General features: G+C 37.5%; 23 protein-coding genes. 1 reads left to right on the forward strand and 22 read right to left on the reverse strand.

The window, feature by feature from the left end; all coding sequences use genetic code 11:
- Position 1: 1 nt before the first annotated feature.
- The 20 genes from IGI80_RS00280 to IGI80_RS00375 form a co-directional block, all read right to left on the reverse strand.
- A complete protein-coding gene (locus IGI80_RS00280) occupies positions 2-829 on the reverse strand; it encodes a type IV secretion system protein (protein ID WP_438722332.1) in 828 nt (275 codons plus the stop codon).
- 25 nt (positions 830-854) lie between these two features.
- Positions 855-1,142, reverse strand: a complete 288-nt coding sequence (locus IGI80_RS00285) for a hypothetical protein (protein ID WP_438722333.1) — start codon at positions 1,140-1,142, stop codon at positions 855-857.
- Between the two features lie 53 nt (positions 1,143-1,195).
- A complete protein-coding gene (locus IGI80_RS00290) occupies positions 1,196-2,977 on the reverse strand; it encodes a VirD4-like conjugal transfer protein, CD1115 family (protein WP_438722334.1) in 1,782 nt (593 codons plus the stop codon).
- Positions 2,974-3,705, reverse strand: a complete 732-nt coding sequence (locus IGI80_RS00295) for a hypothetical protein (RefSeq protein ID WP_438722335.1) — start codon at positions 3,703-3,705, stop codon at positions 2,974-2,976. Before IGI80_RS00295 ends, IGI80_RS00290 begins: the two co-directional genes overlap by 4 nt.
- 220 nt (positions 3,706-3,925) lie before the next feature.
- On the reverse strand, positions 3,926-4,237 hold the full coding sequence (locus tag IGI80_RS00300) for a hypothetical protein (RefSeq protein ID WP_438722336.1): 312 nt from the start codon (positions 4,235-4,237) through the stop codon (positions 3,926-3,928).
- A 36-nt stretch (positions 4,238-4,273) separates the two neighbouring features.
- Entirely contained in the window at positions 4,274-4,600 is a 327-nt protein-coding gene (locus tag IGI80_RS00305) for a YdbC family protein (RefSeq protein WP_438722337.1), read from the reverse strand.
- A 98-nt stretch (positions 4,601-4,698) separates the two neighbouring features.
- The gene (locus tag IGI80_RS00310; RefSeq protein WP_332115422.1) at positions 4,699-4,842 is read right to left on the reverse strand and encodes a hypothetical protein; all 144 of its coding nucleotides are present in this window, start codon (positions 4,840-4,842) and stop codon (positions 4,699-4,701) included.
- A 162-nt stretch (positions 4,843-5,004) separates the two neighbouring features.
- Positions 5,005-5,148, reverse strand: coding sequence for a hypothetical protein (locus IGI80_RS00315; RefSeq protein ID WP_332115423.1), 144 nt, complete (start codon positions 5,146-5,148; stop codon positions 5,005-5,007).
- Positions 5,149-5,169: 21 nt separating this feature from the next.
- Positions 5,170-5,529: a hypothetical protein gene (locus tag IGI80_RS00320; RefSeq protein WP_438722339.1), complete on the reverse strand. Its 360-nt coding sequence runs from the start codon at positions 5,527-5,529 to the stop codon at positions 5,170-5,172.
- 10 nt (positions 5,530-5,539) lie between these two features.
- Positions 5,540-6,262 carry a hypothetical protein gene (locus IGI80_RS00325; protein WP_438722341.1) on the reverse strand — a complete coding sequence of 241 codons (723 nt, stop codon included), beginning with the start codon at positions 6,260-6,262 and terminating at the stop codon, positions 5,540-5,542.
- Positions 6,259-7,071, reverse strand: a complete 813-nt coding sequence (locus tag IGI80_RS00330) for a hypothetical protein (protein WP_332115426.1) — start codon at positions 7,069-7,071, stop codon at positions 6,259-6,261. Before IGI80_RS00330 ends, IGI80_RS00325 begins: the two co-directional genes overlap by 4 nt.
- The gene (locus IGI80_RS00335) at positions 7,040-8,461 is read right to left on the reverse strand and encodes an ATPase, T2SS/T4P/T4SS family (protein WP_438722343.1); all 1,422 of its coding nucleotides are present in this window, start codon (positions 8,459-8,461) and stop codon (positions 7,040-7,042) included. Before IGI80_RS00335 ends, IGI80_RS00330 begins: the two co-directional genes overlap by 32 nt.
- A gap of 131 nt (positions 8,462-8,592) precedes the next feature.
- Positions 8,593-8,979: a hypothetical protein gene (locus IGI80_RS00340; protein WP_438722345.1), complete on the reverse strand. Its 387-nt coding sequence runs from the start codon at positions 8,977-8,979 to the stop codon at positions 8,593-8,595.
- A 168-nt stretch (positions 8,980-9,147) separates the two neighbouring features.
- A complete protein-coding gene (locus tag IGI80_RS00345) occupies positions 9,148-9,765 on the reverse strand; it encodes a hypothetical protein (protein ID WP_438722347.1) in 618 nt (205 codons plus the stop codon).
- A 57-nt stretch (positions 9,766-9,822) separates the two neighbouring features.
- The gene (locus IGI80_RS00350) at positions 9,823-12,144 is read right to left on the reverse strand and encodes a hypothetical protein (RefSeq protein ID WP_438722349.1); all 2,322 of its coding nucleotides are present in this window, start codon (positions 12,142-12,144) and stop codon (positions 9,823-9,825) included.
- 143 nt (positions 12,145-12,287) lie between these two features.
- Complete coding sequence (locus IGI80_RS00355) at positions 12,288-13,172, reverse strand: LysM peptidoglycan-binding domain-containing protein (protein WP_438722350.1); 885 nt, start codon at positions 13,170-13,172, stop codon at positions 12,288-12,290.
- A 26-nt stretch (positions 13,173-13,198) separates the two neighbouring features.
- The gene (locus IGI80_RS00360) at positions 13,199-13,375 is read right to left on the reverse strand and encodes a hypothetical protein (RefSeq protein ID WP_332115432.1); all 177 of its coding nucleotides are present in this window, start codon (positions 13,373-13,375) and stop codon (positions 13,199-13,201) included.
- A 546-nt stretch (positions 13,376-13,921) separates the two neighbouring features.
- The gene (locus tag IGI80_RS00365; protein WP_438722351.1) at positions 13,922-14,458 is read right to left on the reverse strand and encodes a hypothetical protein; all 537 of its coding nucleotides are present in this window, start codon (positions 14,456-14,458) and stop codon (positions 13,922-13,924) included.
- Between the two features lie 1,612 nt (positions 14,459-16,070).
- Complete coding sequence (locus IGI80_RS00370) at positions 16,071-16,394, reverse strand: hypothetical protein (protein WP_438722353.1); 324 nt, start codon at positions 16,392-16,394, stop codon at positions 16,071-16,073.
- A 1-nt stretch (position 16,395) separates the two neighbouring features.
- Positions 16,396-17,631, reverse strand: coding sequence for a replication initiator protein A (locus tag IGI80_RS00375; protein WP_438722355.1), 1,236 nt, complete (start codon positions 17,629-17,631; stop codon positions 16,396-16,398).
- 405 nt (positions 17,632-18,036) lie between these two features.
- Here IGI80_RS00375 and cbpA point away from each other — a divergent pair, with 405 nt between their 5' ends.
- The gene (gene cbpA / locus IGI80_RS00380) at positions 18,037-18,675 is read left to right on the forward strand and encodes a cyclic di-AMP binding protein CbpA (RefSeq protein ID WP_002365057.1); all 639 of its coding nucleotides are present in this window, start codon (positions 18,037-18,039) and stop codon (positions 18,673-18,675) included.
- Positions 18,676-18,749: 74 nt separating this feature from the next.
- Here the strand turns inward: cbpA and murB are convergent, their stop codons facing one another.
- A complete protein-coding gene (gene murB, locus IGI80_RS00385) occupies positions 18,750-19,637 on the reverse strand; it encodes a UDP-N-acetylmuramate dehydrogenase (protein WP_153854350.1) in 888 nt (295 codons plus the stop codon).
- 86 nt (positions 19,638-19,723) lie between these two features.
- A complete protein-coding gene (locus tag IGI80_RS00390) occupies positions 19,724-20,638 on the reverse strand; it encodes a Gfo/Idh/MocA family protein (RefSeq protein ID WP_002397883.1) in 915 nt (304 codons plus the stop codon).
- Positions 20,639-20,647 lie beyond the last annotated feature (9 nt).

Consider the following 20,647-nt stretch of genomic DNA (forward strand, 5'->3'; position numbering starts at 1 on the left):
TTTACACTCCAAACATTTCCGAAGATTTTTTATGGGTCTGCCACAGAACAATGATAAAGACGATCGCTAAAATTAAGTTTTGATAAAACTGAACATCCGTATTCGTATCTAGCGGATTGCCTAACCCGGCTAAATTTATGGTGATTTGAGATAAGAAACGATACACCCCAAAAACCACCATGATTACAGCCGGCTGAAAGGCATACGCAGCCACCTTCTTTAAATAGGTTTTTCCAATATGGCTGTGTTCTTCTGACACAAAAGACGCCATCGGGATCGGCATTAAAGCCAACATCACATACAATTGGAAAAAGCGCAGTATCACGATTACCCACGTCATAAGAAAGGCTAACAAGGTGATTAAGGCCCCAATAATCATCAGTAAAAGTACCAAAATCCCCTTTCTTAAGGCCTCAGTTGGGTTCAAAAAGGCCCCCATTAAATCGCCAATCAAACTCATCATATCCGTTGACATTTCCACTTTGGGTAACACAAAGACATTAAAAGAATCATTGGCATGGTTGGCCACCAAATGGGCCAATCCCAAACCAATGACTAGAATAAAATGTAAAATGTAACTAGATAAGCCCACCATTAGGCCGCCTAAGGCCGCCCGAAAAGCCAAACCTTGAAACATTTTCAAGGTGACCAGGCCGCCATTGGAAGCATTGACTTTTTCAAACATGCGGGCAACTTCAATAATTAATAACAACCCCACCAGGTAATAGCCCACCGCACTAGTGGAACTCGTTACAATGGTATTGACCCAGTTCAATGCACTTTGGGAATATTCCCCCATACTCTGCGTCAGGGTATTGACTAAATCCATCGTTACTCGCCTCTTTCTTTCATGCTTATAATCCCGGAGGGTTCGCAAAGACGCCCGCAATCAACGTCCCAGCACCTAAGGTCAGGAGTAGTAACCCCCCGACAATTAACCAAGAGCCCTCCATTTTCCCAGTGGAATCTCCTTGTCGACCAGATTGAACCAGTTGGACAATGCCCCACACTGCCATTAATACGCCGCCGCCAGTAATCATCCATTGGATCCCACTAACAATCTTATTTCCAGCATCATTGGCATTCGTTTTCGTCGCTAATACTAGCGCATGTTGGGCAATATATAGTAAGTTTGTCTTCATTTGTTATTCTCCATTCATTGGTTTATTTTTGTCTTTTTTTCCTGTTCTTATCGCTAAGCCGCCCAATCAATATTGATGACTATAGGCGCTTCTTTGGACGTTTGTACATTGTCTTCAAACTTTTCTAAGCTATTTTTATAGCGTTTAATCTCATACCAGTTAGGGTCACCTTCTTTATGACCGAACTCCTTAGCATTTGGATGGTGCATATAATTGTATTTTGGGACTTTAAACATCGGAACCGAAGAAATCTTCACTAAGGCATACAGTCGATCTAATTCTCCCACTTCACTAACGGTTATCACTTCCCGTCCCATGGGTTCACTGCGAACCATGCCACGCTCGCGCTTCTTAACATAAATGGTCTTTTTTCCTGCCGCTTCAGAAAAATATTTCTGCGTAGTCGATTCCGTGGAACCCGATAGATAAACCCATGCATCACAATTACCAAAAAAAGATTCCCAGCTATCTTTATACATTTCCTTGATTTGGTTAATATTTTGAAGCATGATCGTAATACTCATTAATCGACTTCGAAAGACCGAGAGGGCTTGTTTAATATTGGGAACTTTACCGATATTACAAAATTCATCCATTAAGAATTGAATTGGGACAGTGGCTTCTCCGCCTAGTTCATTATCAATTTTGTATTCCAACGTTCGAAAGGCTAATAGGAAAATGAGTAGCGGTAAAAAATTAAAGGTATCATCTAGATCAGGAATTTTTAAGAAGACTGCGGTTTTTTCATCCACCCATTTTTCAATTTCCAAGTTATCATCTTTAATGAACTCTTTTACCTGAGCCAAATCAAATAATGAAAAACGAGTAATGGTAATCGCCAAGACACTATCCCGCGTTTTGCCTTCAAAGTTACGGAGGAAGTTTTGCCATTGCAGATACGCAAAATTTCCTTCACCAAATTCTTTGGCAAACTTTTCAAACATGAATTCCAACGGACTCGCAGCATTCGGATTTTCTCGTTTTAACAAGCGAATCAACATGCCAATTTGAGCCAAGTTCGGCATACCCCCGTCTCCTTTGACTTCTTCGGAACCTTTTTTTCCACCACGATAGCGATAATAGAGATAAGCAAATAACGCCGTAATTAACATTTCTTCGGAACGATCCCAAAAGGGCTCGCCTTTTTTCTCGTGTTCCGCATTGGTGGCTTCAATCAGGGCATTGATGACCTTTTTCAATGTGATCTCTTCTTTGACATACGCAAAGGGATTAAAGTGATCGGTATTAGTTAGCGTGTCAAAATCAAGCACTTTAATGGTATAACCATCGCTTTCCAACATTTTTCCCACCCGGTGGACGGTTTGTCCTTTGGGATCGGTTAAGACAAAACTTGAGTTTTTTTGGGCAATATTGGTCATAATATACGACGTGGTTTTCCAAGAGCCTGGACCACCAATAACAACGACATTGTTATTACGATTAAAACTAGGATTCTTCCCTACGTGAAAGTTTTTATAGCACCCGGCTCCAAGAATAATATTGTCTGCAAAGTTTTTTCGGTTACAAAAGCCTTTCATTTCTTTAGTAGTTCCCCAACGACCACTGCCATGTTCTTTGCCAGGCATATATTCTCGGGTATCCCGCACCAGATATGCCAGTCCTGCCGCTCCCATAACCATTCCACCAGCTAATAAAGCAGTGGAAGCGGTCGCGATATGAAACGGGTGCAACATCGTTTCTTGGGCTACTTGTAATGCCGCTATCAACCGTTCCCCTTCCGGGGCCTCAAGCGCTAGTTCAGCGGCACGATTAGCAATTAAGCCCCCCACACCGCCCAAAACTGCATACGGAAGAAAAGATTGTTTCTTCGTCATAATTCCATCCCATCCTTTAGGTCATCAAATAAAGAAATCTCTTTTAACGAATCTTGGGCCGTTTCAGCGACTTCTTTCGTTCCTTCCTTGATACTTGGGGCTCCTTGCTTCGTTTGAAGTTCTTCCTGTTTTTCTTGTATTTTTTCTTTGGTTTTATTTTGGGCCTGCTTGATTAATGCTTCAAAAGTTGGTTTCGTAACCGTCTCAGGATCCTCTAAAATCGTCTCCAGCGTCCGATTAATCGCTCGAGCGGCAATGTTGGCATCTTTCGCAAAAAAATGGAGCTCCCGCATTTGATCCGGAAGCTCCTTGATATGAAACTGTAAGCCATATTCAGTCATCATATTTTTTAATTGTTCGAGATTGAGGTCTCGATTTAATAGTTGGGGTTCAGCTAGCATTTTATTGGTTCCCATTAAGAACTCATACTCTTTTTCACCTGCTTGAATCAGTACTTTCTTCTCACAGTCACGAATAAGATCTATTCGTTGTTCACGTGGTAGTGCCATAAATTTTGTGGCTAATTCAGGTGCATCTGGTAAGCCTAGTTCCGCCCGTAAGTTAGAAAACTTCTGCCAATCATTCTCACGCAACGTTTGTTGATTTTTTTTGTGTTCTTTAGCTTTCGCAAATTGTTTCATCATAGAAAGCATTCGTACGACTTGATAGAGTTTTTGGGGCGTATTTTTGAAGATTATCTGATAGGCTTCTTGTTGGGATTGGCTCATTCGCTCGCCTCCTTGTAATTAGGAAAAGTTATTGCTTGATTAATAAATTTTCCTTGAAGTCTGTAATTTCTATGTTGATAAGTATTCCTGATTTCCGCTGCTATACTTTCAAATTGTTCTTCATCGCATTCGATCCTCCTTCCATAAGCCTAATAAAATAGGTGGGACACCTAAGTAATTTTAGTGTCCCACCTATAACTCATTCGCTTTCTTATTAAAATTATTTTTGTTGTGCTAAAAATTCTCTCAATGCATTGATTTGATCATTAAACTTAGCTATAAATACTGGTTGAATCATTCGTTCTTGTCTGATGGTCTCTTCTAAAAAATTAAGATAAGACTGAATGGCTAATTGTCCGTCTTCAGACTGGAGATTTTCACTTGGCAAGCGGTGAACTGCAGCCGCAAATTCGCCGAAAAACTGAATCTCATTCGGACTAATATCATCGAAAAAACAATACTCTCTAATGACTAGTGAAAAATCCTCATAAATTTGGCGAAACAATTCCTGACTCGTTTTAGCTTGCGTCATGTTTTTTCTTCCCTTCCTGCTACTTAAACGACATGCCTAAAAATCTGATGGTAATCGAACTGGGACCTGGTCTTCTTCGGTCTCATCTGTTTCGTTTGGTGGGACAACCCCTTCTAAATGCGCTTTTAACGCAATTAACAAGTTCTCTAGGGTCCGATTACTTAACGTCAGACCTTTTCCCATTCGTCCTTCTGGTGACCAAGAGCGTAAGTCATAGACCGGTTCACGACCATCATAGGACACTTTATTTAATTCAACGGTCCAACCTTTCCCATTACGATCTAACACGGCCAATTGTTCCGTCTTTTCAAACGCTAGTTTTTTCTGTTCCGTCGGTTGATTTTTTGTTAAATCAAGTACCATAACTCATTCCTCCTTCAAAATAAGTACCAATCAATCCCATAGTAGTGATCAATTGGTACTTTCTTTTTCTGTTTTAAATCTTATTACATAAGGTTACCTTATGGCACTGGAATTAATGATTTTAGATAATCAAACACTTGATCGGTTAATGCTGGAAAAGCAATTTTTGCCACGGCAAAAATCATGGCACTAATCAATACGGTATAAATAACCCAACTTAAAATACTCGTTTCTCTTTCCATGCTTATTTCCTCATTTCTAATTTTATTTTTTATTGCTCTTTTTTAAAACCGCCCTAGCTTCGCTAAACAGTTAAGGTGGCTCTAAAAAGTAATTCTTTGGTCGTTGCTCTCGATGGATAATGCCACCACAACTACTATGAAAAAACATCAGATCACCTCCTTCTAAAATTTCGTCGGACGGTTCATTAAAAAATCAGCCACCTTCTCTAACAGTTCCGGGTGATAATGATTAACGGCCACAGCTACAACTCCGACAAAAAAACAACTGATTATAAAAATCATCAGACCTTGGCTCTCTTCTTCCATTAGGTTCGCCTCACTCTCTTTTTACCGCACTTGTGAAGTTGCCATCCCCGTTACCGTTTGGGTCACTTCTTTAGGTGCTGGCAGATAAGTAGGGAACGTACAAGTAATTTCATAAGTCACGCGTTCGCCAAAGGCCACTTTCTGACCCAATTGTTTACTACTGATTTTGTAATGCCCATGACTCTCATTAGCTTCATACTTGGCTAAATAAGTTAAAGCATTGGGCGTCAAGCCACCATTTTGTTCAATGGCATAATTGACTTGTTGCTTATAATTAGAAATATCTGATAAGGCAATCCCGACGCTCCAGGCACCTAAAAATAAAAACATGGCCATGGCACCAATTAATAGTTTAAAGAACAATGATACATAGCTATCCATAGATTCCCCCTCATTTCATTAATAAATTTCCTTTGATAATTTCCCACACAAAAGCCCCCATCATACCAAACATAGGCACCCCTAATGAGAAAACAACGAACATGGGATATTTCCCAAAACGCCGCACTTTCATATCAACAATTTCTTTTACTCCCGCAAATAATTCATCATTGGCTAAGCGGCCTAATTCTTGAATAATCGTAGGATCATCTGAACTTTGTTGAAAATAAAACAAGGTGGTCATAAAGTTTATGGCCTCGTCCGTGCCGCTACAATTTTCTGCAAAGTGAATAAAGGGTTCAATCTCATTAGGGTAGTCATTCATATCCGTTAATAATTGATACAACGGCTCTTGTAAGCTATCCCCTTCAATCCGTTTCGCTAAATGACTAAAAATGGCATATAGGCTTTTTCCTTGGTTTTCTACTAACAGATAGGGAATCAACATCCGACAAAACTTAGAAAAGGAAACTTGTCGCACAAATGAGAAGTTTTTATAGCGACTAATCAATCGTTTGCGCTGGTCGAACCAGAAAAGAATACCTAACAAAAAGCAACCGCCTAAACCATAAAGACCCAACAACTTAAAAAGACCAATCCCTAACCAAAAACAAAGCAGGCTAAGGCCGATCCGCTTTAATTGGAAAGTATTGATCTCTTGTTCTGAATACCCCATTTTTTCACCCATGCGGTAAATAAAGGGTTCACTTATTTTTCTTAGAAGCTTACTCATACCGTCACCTCCATAATTTCGTCATCATAAAAACAGTGACATGATTTATGCAGATGGAGCGTTAATACAAGCATATAAAGCCCGCTGGTAATCCAACCAATCAATGAATGGGCAAAGCTTTTAAGATAGACCTCATAGCCCAGTGGGAAAAAGTGAAAGATCAGTAAAATAGCACTACTCATGATTACGTAGAGGACCAATTGGTCCACAATTCTTTTTTTACGTTTCATAAATTGCTTGGTTTGTTCCCGCAACTGATTATGATAGGTTTTAATGTCACGAATCATATCAATATTGGTGCGACCTTCTAACGCCACGGTCTCCACTTGTTCAATAAACAAACTAAATACCACATCGTTATTATATTTTTCTGCAAACCGTTGAAAATGTTGGCTAATTTCATTGCTAGAAGCTTCTTGTAGTTCAACTAACAACTGGTCTAAATCTTCTCTAAATTCGCCCTCACAACGTTCTGTTGCTCTTTGTAAAGCAATAAACCAACTCATAGTAGGATCGGAGAGTAATTGAGTTAAATTGTTAATAAAACGATTGCGCTGATCAAAGGCCTTGTGCATATAGAATCGGCGAATGTTTAAAGGAAACAACACACGGTACCCGTAAAAAGCATAGCCCAGACCCACCAGCACCATCAGTAACCAACTGTTTAACAATAAGAAAATCATGGCACTACCAAAACAAGCCGGCAGAACAATGTTCAAGAAATAATCTTCTTTGGCAATCGGCCGCCCATAAGCAATTTTATAGGCGTTTAATTCATCAATGGCGTACCGTTTTTTCTTTTGAAACATGTCCTTCCTCCTCCCCGATATCAAAGGTCACCCCGTAATCAACAAAACGTTCTTCTAATTCACTTGGTAATGCAGTACAAAAAGTCGGGTATAAATGCCCATCCTTCGTACAACGTTGTGAGAACAAGGGATAGTCCTTTTCTGGGGTAATATACATAATTTCGTTAATATAACGAATCTTTTTGCCATTTACTACCCGCACACTTACTTGAACCCCAATATCAATGTATTTCTTTATATTGCGCAAAAAACGCTCTTCATTGACCGGAAATTCTTCTAAAATCATACTTAAAATCCGATCAGGAATATCGCTCGCTGACACCGCATGAATTGTAGTGATACTTTTATGATCCGTCATTATCCCCTGTAGCCACTCATAAGCTTCCCGGGCATACCGCATTTCTGTGACCATGATCCATTTTGGGTTGTTACGTAGTCCTGCTTTGATCAATTCACTAATGCCAGTCTTTTCTCCGCTATGCCATGCTAGAATGTCTTTTTCCGGGAATAACTCTTTTACGTGTGATTCTTGGACATCTTCCACTAACGCAATCCTTTGTCCAAAAGGAATCGCCTGAATTAATAGTTTTTGACACTCCGTTTTACCAGCGCCAGTTTCACCAGATAACACCACATTACACATACTTTGTACACACGCTTGTAATAAGCTTAACGCCCTTATGGGCGCCATTTCCGGGAAATTTTCTTCGGTCAGGACTAACGCACTACGAGAAATCCGAAAGGCCACGGTTAAGCCAACTGTCGCTAAACTACTATGAACGGCATTCACCCGTAAATTATGGAATTGGATATCTAACACGGGGTCTTTGGTAGTAAATTCTTTCCCGCTAGCATTCGCTAACTTATGAACAATTTTTTCCATGTATTCAAAAGGAATTGGCATATCATGTATCCATTTGCTTACATTCGATTCAATGACTAATTCCGTACCGTTATAAACAATGTCCGTAATCGTTGGGTCTTGTAAGATCTCTTCAATGACCCCTAACCCAACGCTTTCTCGTAAAATCTTATCTACTAGTTCGTTATGTCCTTCTAATTCAGCTTGAAACTCTTCTAAGATAATCTGACGTAATTCTTTTTTAGCTTTCTCACTGGTTAAACAAGCAATTTTTAAGCGGGCATACCGTCTACGAATACCATCATTCACCGCTTGAATAATTCTTGCTTCTATTACCGGATCAAGTACTGGTGGATCGGGTTGAACTGGTTTAGTTTCTGCTTGTTGTGGTGGCTTGGGTTTTTGTTGTTTTGATTTAACCGATATTTTTTTAGGCTTTATTGGTTCACAAGATTCTACTCTATCCCTCTCTTCTTCATAAAAAATTGATCTTCTTATTAAGAAAGGATCGATTTTTAATTTTTTCAATGGTGTTTTTGATTTAACTACTATTTTTTTAGGTTTTATTAGTTTAAAAAAATTCACTGTATCCCTCTTTTCTTCATAAAAAACGATCCTCTCATTAAGAAAGGATAGCTTACTAATCTTTTCAATTGTGCTTAAAACCCATGGTGCGTATCCACGACAATCGTGGTTTTATATTCTTTTTTTCCTGCTTTAATCATCGCTCGAACCGCTTTAATTTGCCCTTTGGTTCCTTTTAAGTAACGGAAAGAAACTTGATCAGCAGTCACTTTTGAACCAATCGGCTGAGATAATTTTTCGACCGTCTCTTTTTCAAACTGTGGTATATCTAAATAAAGTTCACCGACATTTACCCGACTATCACCTTTGGATACATGCGTGGCTACTTCTGTTTTAACCGTTTCATTTACTGCCAGAAAGACACTGTCTTGGCTATTGGCGTTTTGTTGGTAAAACACTAACACCAATCCCACCGAACAAATAAACAATAAGATCCCAAATATAGTGGCTATATCTTTCATTCTGTTTTTTCCTTTCAATTATTTGTTTTTTCTTCGTTATTAAACGATGATGCGCTATTTTACAAAGTTTTTTCTACTTTCGCTGTGAATGTTCTAATTTTGGTTCCCGATTCATATTTGGAAAACATTAATCAATTAAACGCCCCTGTGAATCATAAGCAGACGTTTTTATAAAAGAAAGGGATAACGACAGGTAAGTGCCCCTTCAATACACAAACAAAGAAAAAACAACAGATACGACCAAGCAACACAAGCAGGTGAAAGTGCTAGTTCTGCATAAGCTTGATAGACATAAGCGTAGATCACAAAATAAAAAATGGGCTTTATTAGGTAAAACAACACAAAAGCAAATTTGTTATATTCCATCCAATAAGACTTCCATGCAAAGAAAAGGTATCCGAAAGAGAAGATTCGAAAAAGAATAATTCCGGCCAACAAGTAGCCTAGTACGCTCATTGAACCCCCAAAAAGCAATGGAGGTTGGTGTTGTGTCATAAATGCCGGTAATTTAGCCACCAAAACAAATAGAGAAGCTAAAAGTAACAGAGTGGTGCTAATTAATACTGTTCCCCAAGACATTTCCCAAAAAAAGCACCCAACCAGACATATAATCAGCAATAAACAAGGAGGAATTAGCAAAAAATAATCAATATACTGTTGAACATTACCTACAGTGATCTCTACATGACACATTTTCGCTATAAGCAACAAGATATAGACAGAAGAGGAAAAAACAACACTTGTAAAAAGCCATGGATATTCTTCAGGATATACAAAAAAATTCATCCGACGATCGCCTCCTTTCTATTTTTTTAGTTTAGTCCCCTAAAGACTAACGACGATCTATTTTTCATCCTTGAACCATTTCAGATCTGATTCGGTAAAGTCTTTAGGTACACCGTTAGGGAATGGATTATCGGAACGAGCCGGTGATAAGATAATTTCATCTTGTTTAATTGATGGTGATTTCACGTGACCAAACATATAAGCTTTAACCGGTAATTGATCCGTTACTTTCACTTGGATTTCATTGACCCCGATGGGTTCTCTTGATTGTAAGATAACGTCATAGTTTCCTAAGTCAATCCACATAGGAACATAGACCTTGCGGCCGCCAGGAACCAAGGGTTCTTTAATCGCTGGATCGTTCTTCTGTTTTTGCTTTTCTGAGAAAACATTTCCCGATTCTTTTTCAAGAAAAACCGTTGGTAATTCTTGTTTAATCGCAATTAATTTACTGGTTACGTTTGAGAGCGTTGCTTCTAAAGAAAGCTTCGTTTTATTGTCAACAATTGGATAGGATAGCGTTTTTTCTACTAAATGGGAATCTAAGAATAAATCGAAATAGGCACGCTTGATTCCTACTATTGATAAATCAGTTTCATAGGAAGGAATAACTGCATAATGAAACCCGTATCCTGTTTTTTGATCAGAGAGTTTGACTGTATCCATGCGAAATTGTTCATATTTTTTCACCATTGGACGGCCATAATCTCTTTCAGTCATAATGACATTCTTATAGCTAATGTGAGGTGCTTCTTTAGGCGTAACATTGATTTGTTTTTCCGAAGCCGTGTAACCATCAGTATCGATTTTTTCTGCTTTTGAAACAATCTCTCCGGTTTTCAAACCTAATAACCGCACTACATAATTATGTTGTTGATTCTTCGTTAAGAATTTAGGCGCAATGGTAGTGGTTATTTCTTTGGGTAGATCACGTAACGTAAAGCTTTGTTCATAAACCCCTTGTCTAGTGGTTATATCGGTTACTTGAACGGTTACTTTTTGTTGCGCGTATTCGTTTCTGGTGTCGCTATATAACGCCGTTTTATCAATCAACAGTTTCAGCGGTAAACCTTTTTTAGCATTCGCCGTATGGATTTCAATGTGTTTAAACCCAATATCCATTAAAGGTAAATCGTAATAGAAAGTTATATTGATATTATTTCCACCCACTGTGCCAGTCACTGGATTCGGGGTTAACACACGATAGGAGTACGTCCCTTTTTTCAAATCTTTTCTAGGATTATACGTGTATTTTTGCCCACGACGCTTCTTTTCAACTGTTTTTGGTACAATCAGAGCATTCGTACGCTTATCCACATGAGAAATCGTGATCGTACGTTCCAGATCATAATAAAAAACCACTTTATTCCCCCGAGGTTTGACCGTACCAGTCTTGGGAGTAGTGGTTTGTGGAATGTATGTTTTGTCTTTTATTTTCAATGGATTAATCGGCTTATACGAATAGTTACTGCCAATGGTTTTGGTTTCAGTCGTTGTCTTCAATAACTCATTCGTAACTTTATCTCGATGCTCAACAACTATTGGGGCTGTTTTTGTGACTTCGATGTTGATGTGGAAACTATTAGGGTCATCAATAGCTGAAGCAATAACTTTTTGTTGTCCGGTTTTCTTATATGCAACAGGAGTACCCATATCTCCTGATTTAACAACAGTTAATCCACCCTTAATAGCTGAATTATTTTTAGGGGTAAGAGTTAATTTATTCCCTGAGATAGAATAACTAATATTAGCAGAATTTAAAATAGATCTATCAAACTTACCTATGTTAGCGTTATTCGTATCAGTTAGTGTAACTGATTCACCTACTGTTAATTTAACTGTTTGATTATTGAAACTAGGTTTTTTTTGATAATCGGTTACAACTTTATTGATTTTTTGTTTAATTGCCCCATAATTGGTCATTAATAACCCGTTAGGTTTCGTAATAGACGTAATTCTTATCCCATTTATTTCCTCCCAAACTATAGTTTGAGCAACCATTTGAGTGTCCATATCTGCGCCCGCATATTTCCACAAGATACTAGTTTTTTTTGCTTTATTATTCATGACGGGTAATGGTCCAGTAGTATACCCTGGTGTTACTGAATTAAAAATAACAAGCCCCGGTTCTACGCAAAATACGGGAGTTCTACTTTTTCCGCTAACCGCAAATAAACCTGTTGAAACAGTATAAAATGGTGTTCCGTTAGAATTAGTCCCCCTAAAGGCATATAATCTATTCACATCATATTCAATCGTTACTTTATTAGGATGTGTAATTGCGGCGTTAGCTATTACTGATGTAAAAGCTATTATCACTAATTGAAAAATGAGCAACGACCATATCCAAAGCTTTTGTTTAGATTGTTTTAGTTTCACTCTTTTTTATACCCTCCTTGTCTTTTTAATGATTGATCAGTACAGCATCTAACTTAAGGAGTATTACGTAACAAAAAAACAGCCTCCCAATGACGGAAAACTGCTTTTTTTGATTAAATATACGCACACTACGTTAATTGTTCTTAACGATGAGGTTGAATAAACGCATCTCCAAAGCTGTCATAACTACTATAACCTTGTTCTACAAGAAAATTCATTAATTCATCACTACCAACTGGATATGGAGTAGGAATCCAACCGTTATTTCTTGAAACACCCCACATTTTTGCCGTTTCTTCATTTAAAAGGATTTCAGCTGGGATTTTTGTTATATCTACATTTTGTCGCATTTCTTCAATCGTTAATGGTTGAGTTGGTTTTTGTTGTTCTACTGGTTGTGCTGGTGTTGCTTCAACCGGTTTCGGTGCTGGCGTTTCTGCCGGTGTCGTAGCTGTTGCTGGTGCCATAGGTTGACTTTGTGGAGCAGATGTTACAGTGGTATTGCTTCCAGTATCACTAGGTGTTTCTGTATTTTCTAACGCTCCAGTTGCTGTGTCATTCGTTGCCTCAGCTTCAGGCGTTACAGTTTCAGGTGTTACTAACGCTGGTGCTTCTTTCGTATCCTCTACTTTTTTAAAGCTTACTGGTTCCCCAACTGGTTTCTTAGGATCCACTTTATCTTCTTTTTTAATTTCTGATTTATCGACCACTGATCCATCCGCGTCTTTCACTGTTACCATGTTTCCATCAAAACTAATGACACGACCGACAGGCAAGTTTTTCTCTTCCCCTTTAGCTAAATCAATATGATTAATTTTTGCGAGTGCCTCAACATTAATATTAATTTTTTGACCGATTGCCCATAAGGTATCGCCATTTTTCAACGTATACTCTTTTTGATCTTTGGTAATCTGAATTTGTTCGGGTGTATTGGCTTTCCAATTGTCCGCATGGACAATCGTTTGTGAAAAGGTTAAACCTCCTAGTGTAATCGCTGATAGGAACAGCCCTGTCATCATTTTTTTCATCTTTAAATCCCTCATCTTTCTTTACCTTAGTTTTTATTTTTTAATCGCTTTAGTTCTTCTTTTATAAGTATTTCTGTAACAATTCCTAAAGTTAACTTACCAACAAACGGCTTTTGTTCCTCCCATAATTGTTTGATTTCTTCTAAATCCTGAATTTCTTGAGAGTTGATATCAATTAGCTTTATTCGTTTTTTTCCCATCATGAATTAATCCTTATCATTTATTTGTGTTGTTACATGATTTTATCCAACGACCTTCGGTCTTTTTCAACGCTAATTCTTCCCCTTCAAGGCGGGTGATAATTGAGATTCAACTCTTGTAACACACGACCAAGATAATTCGTAAAAATAGCACTTTTTATAGCATAAATCATTTCTTATCCCGCCTTTTAATTTATTTATTGGTTAATTTGGTTTCCATTTTATTTAAATAGTAATTAAAAGTTTTATCTACTATTAGTTTCGATATTTAATACTGTTTATGGCAATTATTAACTGATAACTATAAAATTTCAATGTTGCTACATTCCCTTTTTTATTAATTTCACTAGTCAATAAGTGGATAACTTTTTTTAACATTTATAAGAATCTTATCTACAGAAGTGGCATCAATTAAGAATGATCTGTGGGATCACTTCGTTTCTCTATCACTATACAGGCCATGATAGTTGCACCCAATGCACCGCTTACTACCAATCCCAGTAGAAATAACCATATCAAGAAGCAACCTTCCTTTTTATGTTTAAGCCTTTAAATGTTTGTCCATATGCTTAATTGCCATTGCATTTTCTTTTTAGCATAGCTATGGCTAATGATTCGCTCACAGCCTCCGGCTTTTTCTCTACCGCCTAGCGCTCCCTGATCATAAAGCCAAGCTCGATCATAAATTTCAGCATAATCTTTCATCTGCGCGTTATCACTGACTTTAGCTTGATCATAAACTTTCGCATTGCCACTCACCAAGGCTTGGTGAAAGACATACGCTTGATCAAATACCTGAGCATAATCGGTGACTAACGCTTCGTGATTGATTTCTGCCTGACCGAAGACCTTCGCAAAACGGCATACTTTTGCATTGCCATGAATCCATGCGTGATCATATACCATAGCTTGACCATAGATCCAGCAGTTGCCAGCTTGTGCCAGGTTATTGTCCTTTTGGACAAAGCCCCCAAAATCCCCTGCTTTCACATCCAAAAAATCTTGTAATGCTTGAATGCGATAAAGTGTTCGTCCGTGAAACCTTCGAGTTTCATTGGTTAATCGATATTTCATGAATGTGTTCACCCTCATAGCCTCCCTTCGAAATATATAATTATCTCACTACTGATTAAATGATTTTTCCATTGTTTTATCTTCTTTCTAAAGCCACTAACTACTACGTATACTGACTAAAATACTATTCCAAAAAAATTAATAATAAGCGTATATTTGATCATGAAAGGAGCCATATTACATGAAGAAATTGAATAATATTTTTCTATACATTGCTCTACTAAATTTTCTTTCTGCGTTACTTCTAATTTTTAGTTCTGGATATATGACTAAGATCGCTAGCTTTATCTTCTTTATCAACTTCATAATCAATATGAATTTAGCTTCTAGGAAGGCGAACAGCAGAATTTAGACTGAGTTGAACTCAGTTCCTTTTTTTGAAATAACCCCTATCTAAAGAACTATACTTCCTATATTTGTCACTTTGTTCACCTGTTGTTTTCTTTGAACTACCCTAAAGACAGTTTTAACTGGCGTATTGATTCGGACTTAGAACCCTATCAGACAACTAAAAAGCTTTCAAATTTGTTCGTATCAATTTTATTCTAATATTGTTATAATTCTTCTAGATACTATATTGATTATAAAATTCATTAGGAGGTTATTATCTTGAGACAAACGACTATTCATAATTGGACCATTGAATCAAAAAATTTAAACTTCTCCATTTTAACTAATAAAAATGAAGTGTGTATTAAATCCACATCTGCAGATAAAAGCGAACTTTTCTATGGACAACTTACGGAAAACTCAATCTCAATTTACTCACTTGACTGTTACCAAGTTCATACTGAGATCGATATTGATAATAAGATGATAAAATTATCTAGTATCGAATATGAGGAGTAACATTCATCGAGAACTCTCTACTATTAAGGTGATTTTTCCATTTAATAATGCTGAATAGACTATCAATAACTTTTCTCTTTCCGGTAAAGTTATTTCTGAAATTAGTTTTTCTATACCGTTTTCCCTCTTAATTACACACATTGTCTTCTTTGACCTGCCTTAACGGCAGGTTCGACTGGGTTATGGCGTCCGGACCCAGGACCCTATCAGACAACGGTAAATGCTTTCTTGTGAAGCAAGTGTCTGAATGTACGACCGCATACGTTTCCTAAAGACGTTTAAAAACCTTTAGAAAAGCTTTCCCATTACGGAAAGTGTTATTTCACTATTTCAGAAATGTACGTAACCTAGTCCCCTTAGTAGCGGCTCTGATTAGACTAGGAGCTATGTGTTGTGTTTGTTCAAGTTCTGTCTAGTTTTAGTTGGTTGTTGTTACCAGGAAACGTCCTCTTTCCAGTACATGTCAAGTTTAAGTGGAAACAGCGTTTACTCATAAGTACCGATTCGTTGTTGTACCTACGTTAAAAAGAACCGACGTTGTTTCGAAAAAGGACTGGCGCGTACGCCCTAACTTTACCCGCAGACTCTTTAAGTCCGACTGCTCCCCTTCAAACTTTCACAACTGCTACTAGCCATCCCTTGCTCTCTGACAACCTGTTAAGGTACGTCAAAGAAGACAAAATGATTGGTTTCAAGTGATTCTATATTTCGTTTTAAATCCCTTTTAGCGCTGATCTTTTAGCTAATGCTGGTTATCAAATATTCCTGCTTGTTTTCATTTTGATACCCATTGGATTGACTTATCCCTTATGACTCGACGAGCAATTAATTGTCCATGTTGATTATAGACATGCTTGATATCAGGATAAATCTCTTTTAACGGCACTCGTTGCTTTTCTCTGTGTCGCTCCTTATTCCTTTCGTGATAGGTTTCGATTTCTATGGCTACCGAACCATCCATTTTGAAGTGTCTGATTCTTCGAACCATCCGCGTCTTACCTTCCGGTAAGTGATAGGTGTCAAACGTTGGAAACAGCGTGCAGCGTGTCCCAAAACGTTCTAAATCGTTAAAACGAAAGACTCCTTGCCCTCTAGCCATGTTATTCACTCCCTTCGTGTAGCCAATCATGCATACTGATGGTTACCCCGTTGGTTTTCTTTCGAGAATAGATTTGTTGTTGTACGGCTTGCTTATTCTTTTGTTTATCTTTACGTAGCATATTTTCGATATCTGGTAATAAGTCTGCCTGTTCACCGTATGGAAACGCATGTCTATCACTTAATGATTCTTGTGTTAACATGCATGCTTCCCAAAAAGTCTCTACGGTGGTATACCACACGCTACTACGATTTCGATACGGTTTCTCTTTATTGCGATTAATCGATTCTTTAGACAAGAAACGGATCACACAATCTGCCAAAGCGTTTTTGAAAGAATCCGCTAGAATACCAAATCTAAATGGTTGATCCCCTTCTTTTTGTAAAGCGGCGTTACGTCTACTTTCCACCTTGCGCTTCGCTTGATAGGCAATATCAATCATTTCAACCGCAGCCTCGATACTAGGACTAAAAATAGCCATTTGTTTTAAAGCTCGTCCGGTAAAAAATGTTTGCGCATAGGTTTGCGCAAAATTTTCTCGCAGTAAACGATCTTGTTCATACATTTTTTCTAGGTCGATTTGTTCACGTTCTTCACAACCACTGAATAAATGATCAGCCGGTGTATCGATCTCTTTGGTATCTATCTTTTTAGTATTAAGCACTGGATTATCTAATTCTTGTGTAATTTTGACATCATCATTCATACCAACGTTTTCGCTAGGTGTCATTTTAACACCTTCTGTTCTATCACTTGTTTCCATTGGTTTCTTTTCTTCGGGGCTAGGTGTGCTTTTGACACCTTCACTTATATCAACGTTTCTAGCGTTCTTTTCATCAAACTGTCGGAGTAAATAAATATCATTTTCGTCAACATTAAGCTCAGCTAAATAAAGTCTATTTGCATTACGCTTACCCATTTTTTTATTAAAACCCATATCGACTTGTAGTAATAAACCAAAATTTTCCAGTTCTTTTTTAATCCTAATTGCTTTTTTATTCCCACAATTTAGGACTTCACATAGTTCGTTGACTGTATAAATGAAATAAACATTTCCTTCCTCATCTACTTGATTTTTATTAATTGAAAATTCTAGTCTAGCTTTTAACAACATATAAGCGATTTTTGTTGAATCACTCATAGTTGCGTATTTATCGGAAGTGATAAAAACTTCGGGAAATTGATAGTATAATTCGCGATACACGCGATCCACTTTAAAAAAATTAAATTCTGACATGGGAAACCCTCTCTCTTTTAAAAAATCAAATAAATTAGTATCAACAAAAAAAGACTTCATAGTGATTTAAAACGCCTCACTAGAAGTCTTTTCTAATTTGTTATTTAATCATTTCCTCTTTTTCTTTTAAAATGAGAGAGGATTATTTTTTCTAATCATTTTATAATCTTTTGGGTAAAAACTAGACACTTAGTTTACTTTTTAAAGAAGCGCTGTGCCGATTCTTACGTAATTTTTTACCATTATCGCGAATACGTGCTTGATTTCTTTTATAAAATATCTGATTTTTCTTTATTTTCTATTTATTTTAACAAAATTGCTTTTATTCTGAGGTCTCAGCTATTGTTTTCTGCTAAGTTATGATATGATAAATTTATTAAAAATGAACCCTTAGGAGGCCTGTTTATGTTATTAAAATCTGTAGTTATTAAAAAAGATAATTTAACAACCGTCAATGAATCTTGTACTCTAGAAGAAGCTCTTTCTATTTTAGAAGACTCAGGTTACCGTTGTGTCCCAATTTTAGACGAATCTGGAAAAATTTTCCGAGGAAATATCTATAAAATGCATATTTACCGCCATAAAGCAAACGGTGGCGATATGAGTTTACCTGTTACCTATTTGTTAAAAAATGCCACAAAATTTATTTATGTCAACACTTCATTTTTCAAGGTATTTTTTACTATTAAAGAACTACCTTACATTGCTGTTTTAGATGAAAATAATTATTTTTATGGTATTTTAACACACAGCACCTTATTAAATATTTTAGCGCAATCTTGGAATGTAAAACAAGGGAGCTATGTTTTAACGATTGCTTCAGTTGGTCAACAAGGCGACTTAGCAGCCATTTCAAAAATCATTGCCAAATATAGCAGCATCGCCAGCTGTATTACATTGGATGTCGATAGTGAAGAATTTGTTCGTCGCACACTTATTACTTTACCAGCCGGCACAACTGCCGAAACGTGTACAGCCATTGTAGAACATTTAGAGCGGAAAAACTTTAAAGTTGTAGAATTGGAAAATTTAGAAGACGAGTAAAATTTACGACCTTTAGCTTAGGATTTAAAGCTAGGGAGGTAAGCCAATTTGACTTACCTCCCTAGCTTATTTTTTTAGACTTCTTCACCAATAATTCGAACTTCCGTTTGCAATTCAACATCAAATTTTTCTTTAATCACTTCTTGGATATGTGCAATTAATTCCACATAATCCGTGGCGGTTGCATGATCGATGTTAACAATAAATCCCGCATGCTTTTCGGAAATTTGAGCACCGCCCCATTTTAAGCCTTGTAAGCCAGCGTCTTGAATTAATTTCCCTGTAAAATGACCAACAGGGCGTTTAAAGACACTGCCACAAGAGGGATACTCTAGCGGTTGCTTCAGTTCACGAAGTTCCGTTAATTCATCCATTTGGGCTTTAATTTCTGCATGGTTTCCTTTTTCTAAAGCAAACGTTGCTTGCAAGACAATACAATGTAATTCTTGAATTTCACTATGACGATAACGGAAATTCAGGTCTTCTTTCGTCATTGTTTGGATAGTTCCATCTGCCAACAGCACTTCTGCAGACTGGAAAACATCTTTAATTTCCCCGCCGTATGCTCCAGCATTCATATAAACAGCACCGCCGACACTTCCTGGAATGCCACAAGCAAATTCAAAACCAGTTAAATCAGCTGCTAAGGCTTCGTAGGTTGTATCAATCAGTTTGGCACCAGCATCCACAACCATGGTGGTACCGGCTACTTTGATTTCTTTCATTTCTGTTAGCATAATCACGACATCGCGAATACCGCCATCACGAACAATCAAGTTGCTAGCATTGCCTAATACTAACCATGAAAGTCCTTGTTCTCGGCAATACGCCACAATCTCTTCAACTTCTTTTTTTGTTTTGGGTAAGGCCAACACATCAGCTGGGCCGCCTGTTTTGGTAAAGGTTACGTTTTTTAATGGTTCATCTACTAATAAAGTAATTTCGTTTAATGTTTCTAACATAGCTTTAGTGTTCACGAAAGTTAGTCCTTTCTTTTCAAAATATCTGTCTTATTCTAGCATGATAGAAAGAAAGTTGCTAGTCCTCTTTAAAGAACATGCCGTTGTTGTTGGCGTAGCATTTCTTCACATAACGCATGACTTTCATAGACTTTTTCTTGTTTTAACTCTTGCTCTTGCGGTTTTTGAATGGCCTGAATGAAAGCAGTAACCATTTGGTAAAAACCTCTTTTTTCCAATGTTGGCGTCCAATCCCCCATCTCTTTTACTTGGTATTCTTCTTCTGTTTGGATGGTCAAATGCGTTAAATTTTCCAAGCGATAAGTACCTGTGGGGCTGGTGACTTCAAAAGTTTCTGTATTGGCTCCAGAGTGTAAATCCATGGAACAAACAATCGTTGTCTGTTCGGTTTCTAATTGTAAAATTGCTCGTTTTAAATGACCGTTTTCTTCCACTAATTTTGACTGCACCACGTGGAGCGGTCCTTCCGCTAAATAAACTGCGGTATCAACGACATGTAAAAATAAATCATACATCATAAAACTTGTTTCTCTCGTTGTATTGATGCGGTTCTTTTTAATAAAAATTGTTTGTTTTTCAGGAATATTTTTCAATACTTCCGTATAAGGGGCAAAACGACGATTGAAACCAACCATCAGGCGCAGATTTTTTGCTACTGCCAATGCTTGTAATTCTTTGACTTCAGCAAGCTCTTCACTTAAAGGTTTGTCCACAAAGACGTGAATACCAGCCTGTAATAATTGGCGAACGACTGCACCATGCACTTTTGTGGCTACATGGACAAAACAAGCATCAATCTTCGCTTCAATCAATTCTTCTACGGTCTCAACGGTTTCTGTAAAGCCATACTGATCAGCGATTTTTTGTCGTGTTTCTGGGTTTCTAGTTGCTAATACAAACTCTGCCAAGTGGCGGCATTCACTATAAGTTGGCAAATACGCTTTTTGTGCAATATTTCCTAAACCAATGACTCCAATTTTCATTCGTTTGTC

Source organism: Enterococcus sp. DIV1420a, from assembly GCF_051712165.1.
In the GTDB taxonomy this organism is placed as follows: Bacteria; Bacillota; Bacilli; order Lactobacillales; family Enterococcaceae; genus Enterococcus; species Enterococcus faecalis.

What these genes read in the sequence shown, in the direction of transcription:
- IGI80_RS00290 (WP_438722334.1), bottom strand. Translation starts at nt 2,977, where the DNA reads ATGACGAAGAAACAATCTTTTCTTCCGTATGCAGTTTTGGGCGGTGTG.
- IGI80_RS00285 (WP_438722333.1), bottom strand. Translation starts at nt 1,142, where the DNA reads ATGAAGACAAACTTACTATATATTGCCCAACATGCGCTAGTATTAGCG.
- IGI80_RS00315 (WP_332115423.1), bottom strand. Translation starts at nt 5,148, where the DNA reads ATGGAAGAAGAGAGCCAAGGTCTGATGATTTTTATAATCAGTTGTTTT.
- IGI80_RS00360 (WP_332115432.1), bottom strand. Translation starts at nt 13,375, where the DNA reads ATGATGGGAAAAAAACGAATAAAGCTAATTGATATCAACTCTCAAGAA.
- IGI80_RS00345 (WP_438722347.1), bottom strand. Translation starts at nt 9,765, where the DNA reads ATGAATTTTTTTGTATATCCTGAAGAATATCCATGGCTTTTTACAAGT.
- IGI80_RS00320 (WP_438722339.1), bottom strand. Translation starts at nt 5,529, where the DNA reads ATGGATAGCTATGTATCATTGTTCTTTAAACTATTAATTGGTGCCATG.
- IGI80_RS00355 (WP_438722350.1), bottom strand. Translation starts at nt 13,172, where the DNA reads ATGAAAAAAATGATGACAGGGCTGTTCCTATCAGCGATTACACTAGGA.
- IGI80_RS00390 (WP_002397883.1), bottom strand. Translation starts at nt 20,638, where the DNA reads ATGAAAATTGGAGTCATTGGTTTAGGAAATATTGCACAAAAAGCGTAT.
- IGI80_RS00300 (WP_438722336.1), bottom strand. Translation starts at nt 4,237, where the DNA reads ATGACGCAAGCTAAAACGAGTCAGGAATTGTTTCGCCAAATTTATGAG.
- IGI80_RS00305 (WP_438722337.1), bottom strand. Translation starts at nt 4,600, where the DNA reads ATGGTACTTGATTTAACAAAAAATCAACCGACGGAACAGAAAAAACTA.
- IGI80_RS00295 (WP_438722335.1), bottom strand. Translation starts at nt 3,705, where the DNA reads ATGAGCCAATCCCAACAAGAAGCCTATCAGATAATCTTCAAAAATACG.
- IGI80_RS00310 (WP_332115422.1), bottom strand. Translation starts at nt 4,842, where the DNA reads ATGGAAAGAGAAACGAGTATTTTAAGTTGGGTTATTTATACCGTATTG.
- IGI80_RS00375 (WP_438722355.1), bottom strand. Translation starts at nt 17,631, where the DNA reads ATGTCAGAATTTAATTTTTTTAAAGTGGATCGCGTGTATCGCGAATTA.
- murB (WP_153854350.1), bottom strand. Translation starts at nt 19,637, where the DNA reads ATGTTAGAAACATTAAACGAAATTACTTTATTAGTAGATGAACCATTA.
- IGI80_RS00330 (WP_332115426.1), bottom strand. Translation starts at nt 7,071, where the DNA reads ATGTTTCAAAAGAAAAAACGGTACGCCATTGATGAATTAAACGCCTAT.
- IGI80_RS00280 (WP_438722332.1), bottom strand. Translation starts at nt 829, where the DNA reads ATGGATTTAGTCAATACCCTGACGCAGAGTATGGGGGAATATTCCCAA.
- IGI80_RS00325 (WP_438722341.1), bottom strand. Translation starts at nt 6,262, where the DNA reads ATGAGTAAGCTTCTAAGAAAAATAAGTGAACCCTTTATTTACCGCATG.
- cbpA (WP_002365057.1), top strand. Translation starts at nt 18,037, where the DNA reads ATGTTATTAAAATCTGTAGTTATTAAAAAAGATAATTTAACAACCGTC.
- IGI80_RS00370 (WP_438722353.1), bottom strand. Translation starts at nt 16,394, where the DNA reads ATGGCTAGAGGGCAAGGAGTCTTTCGTTTTAACGATTTAGAACGTTTT.
- IGI80_RS00340 (WP_438722345.1), bottom strand. Translation starts at nt 8,979, where the DNA reads ATGAAAGATATAGCCACTATATTTGGGATCTTATTGTTTATTTGTTCG.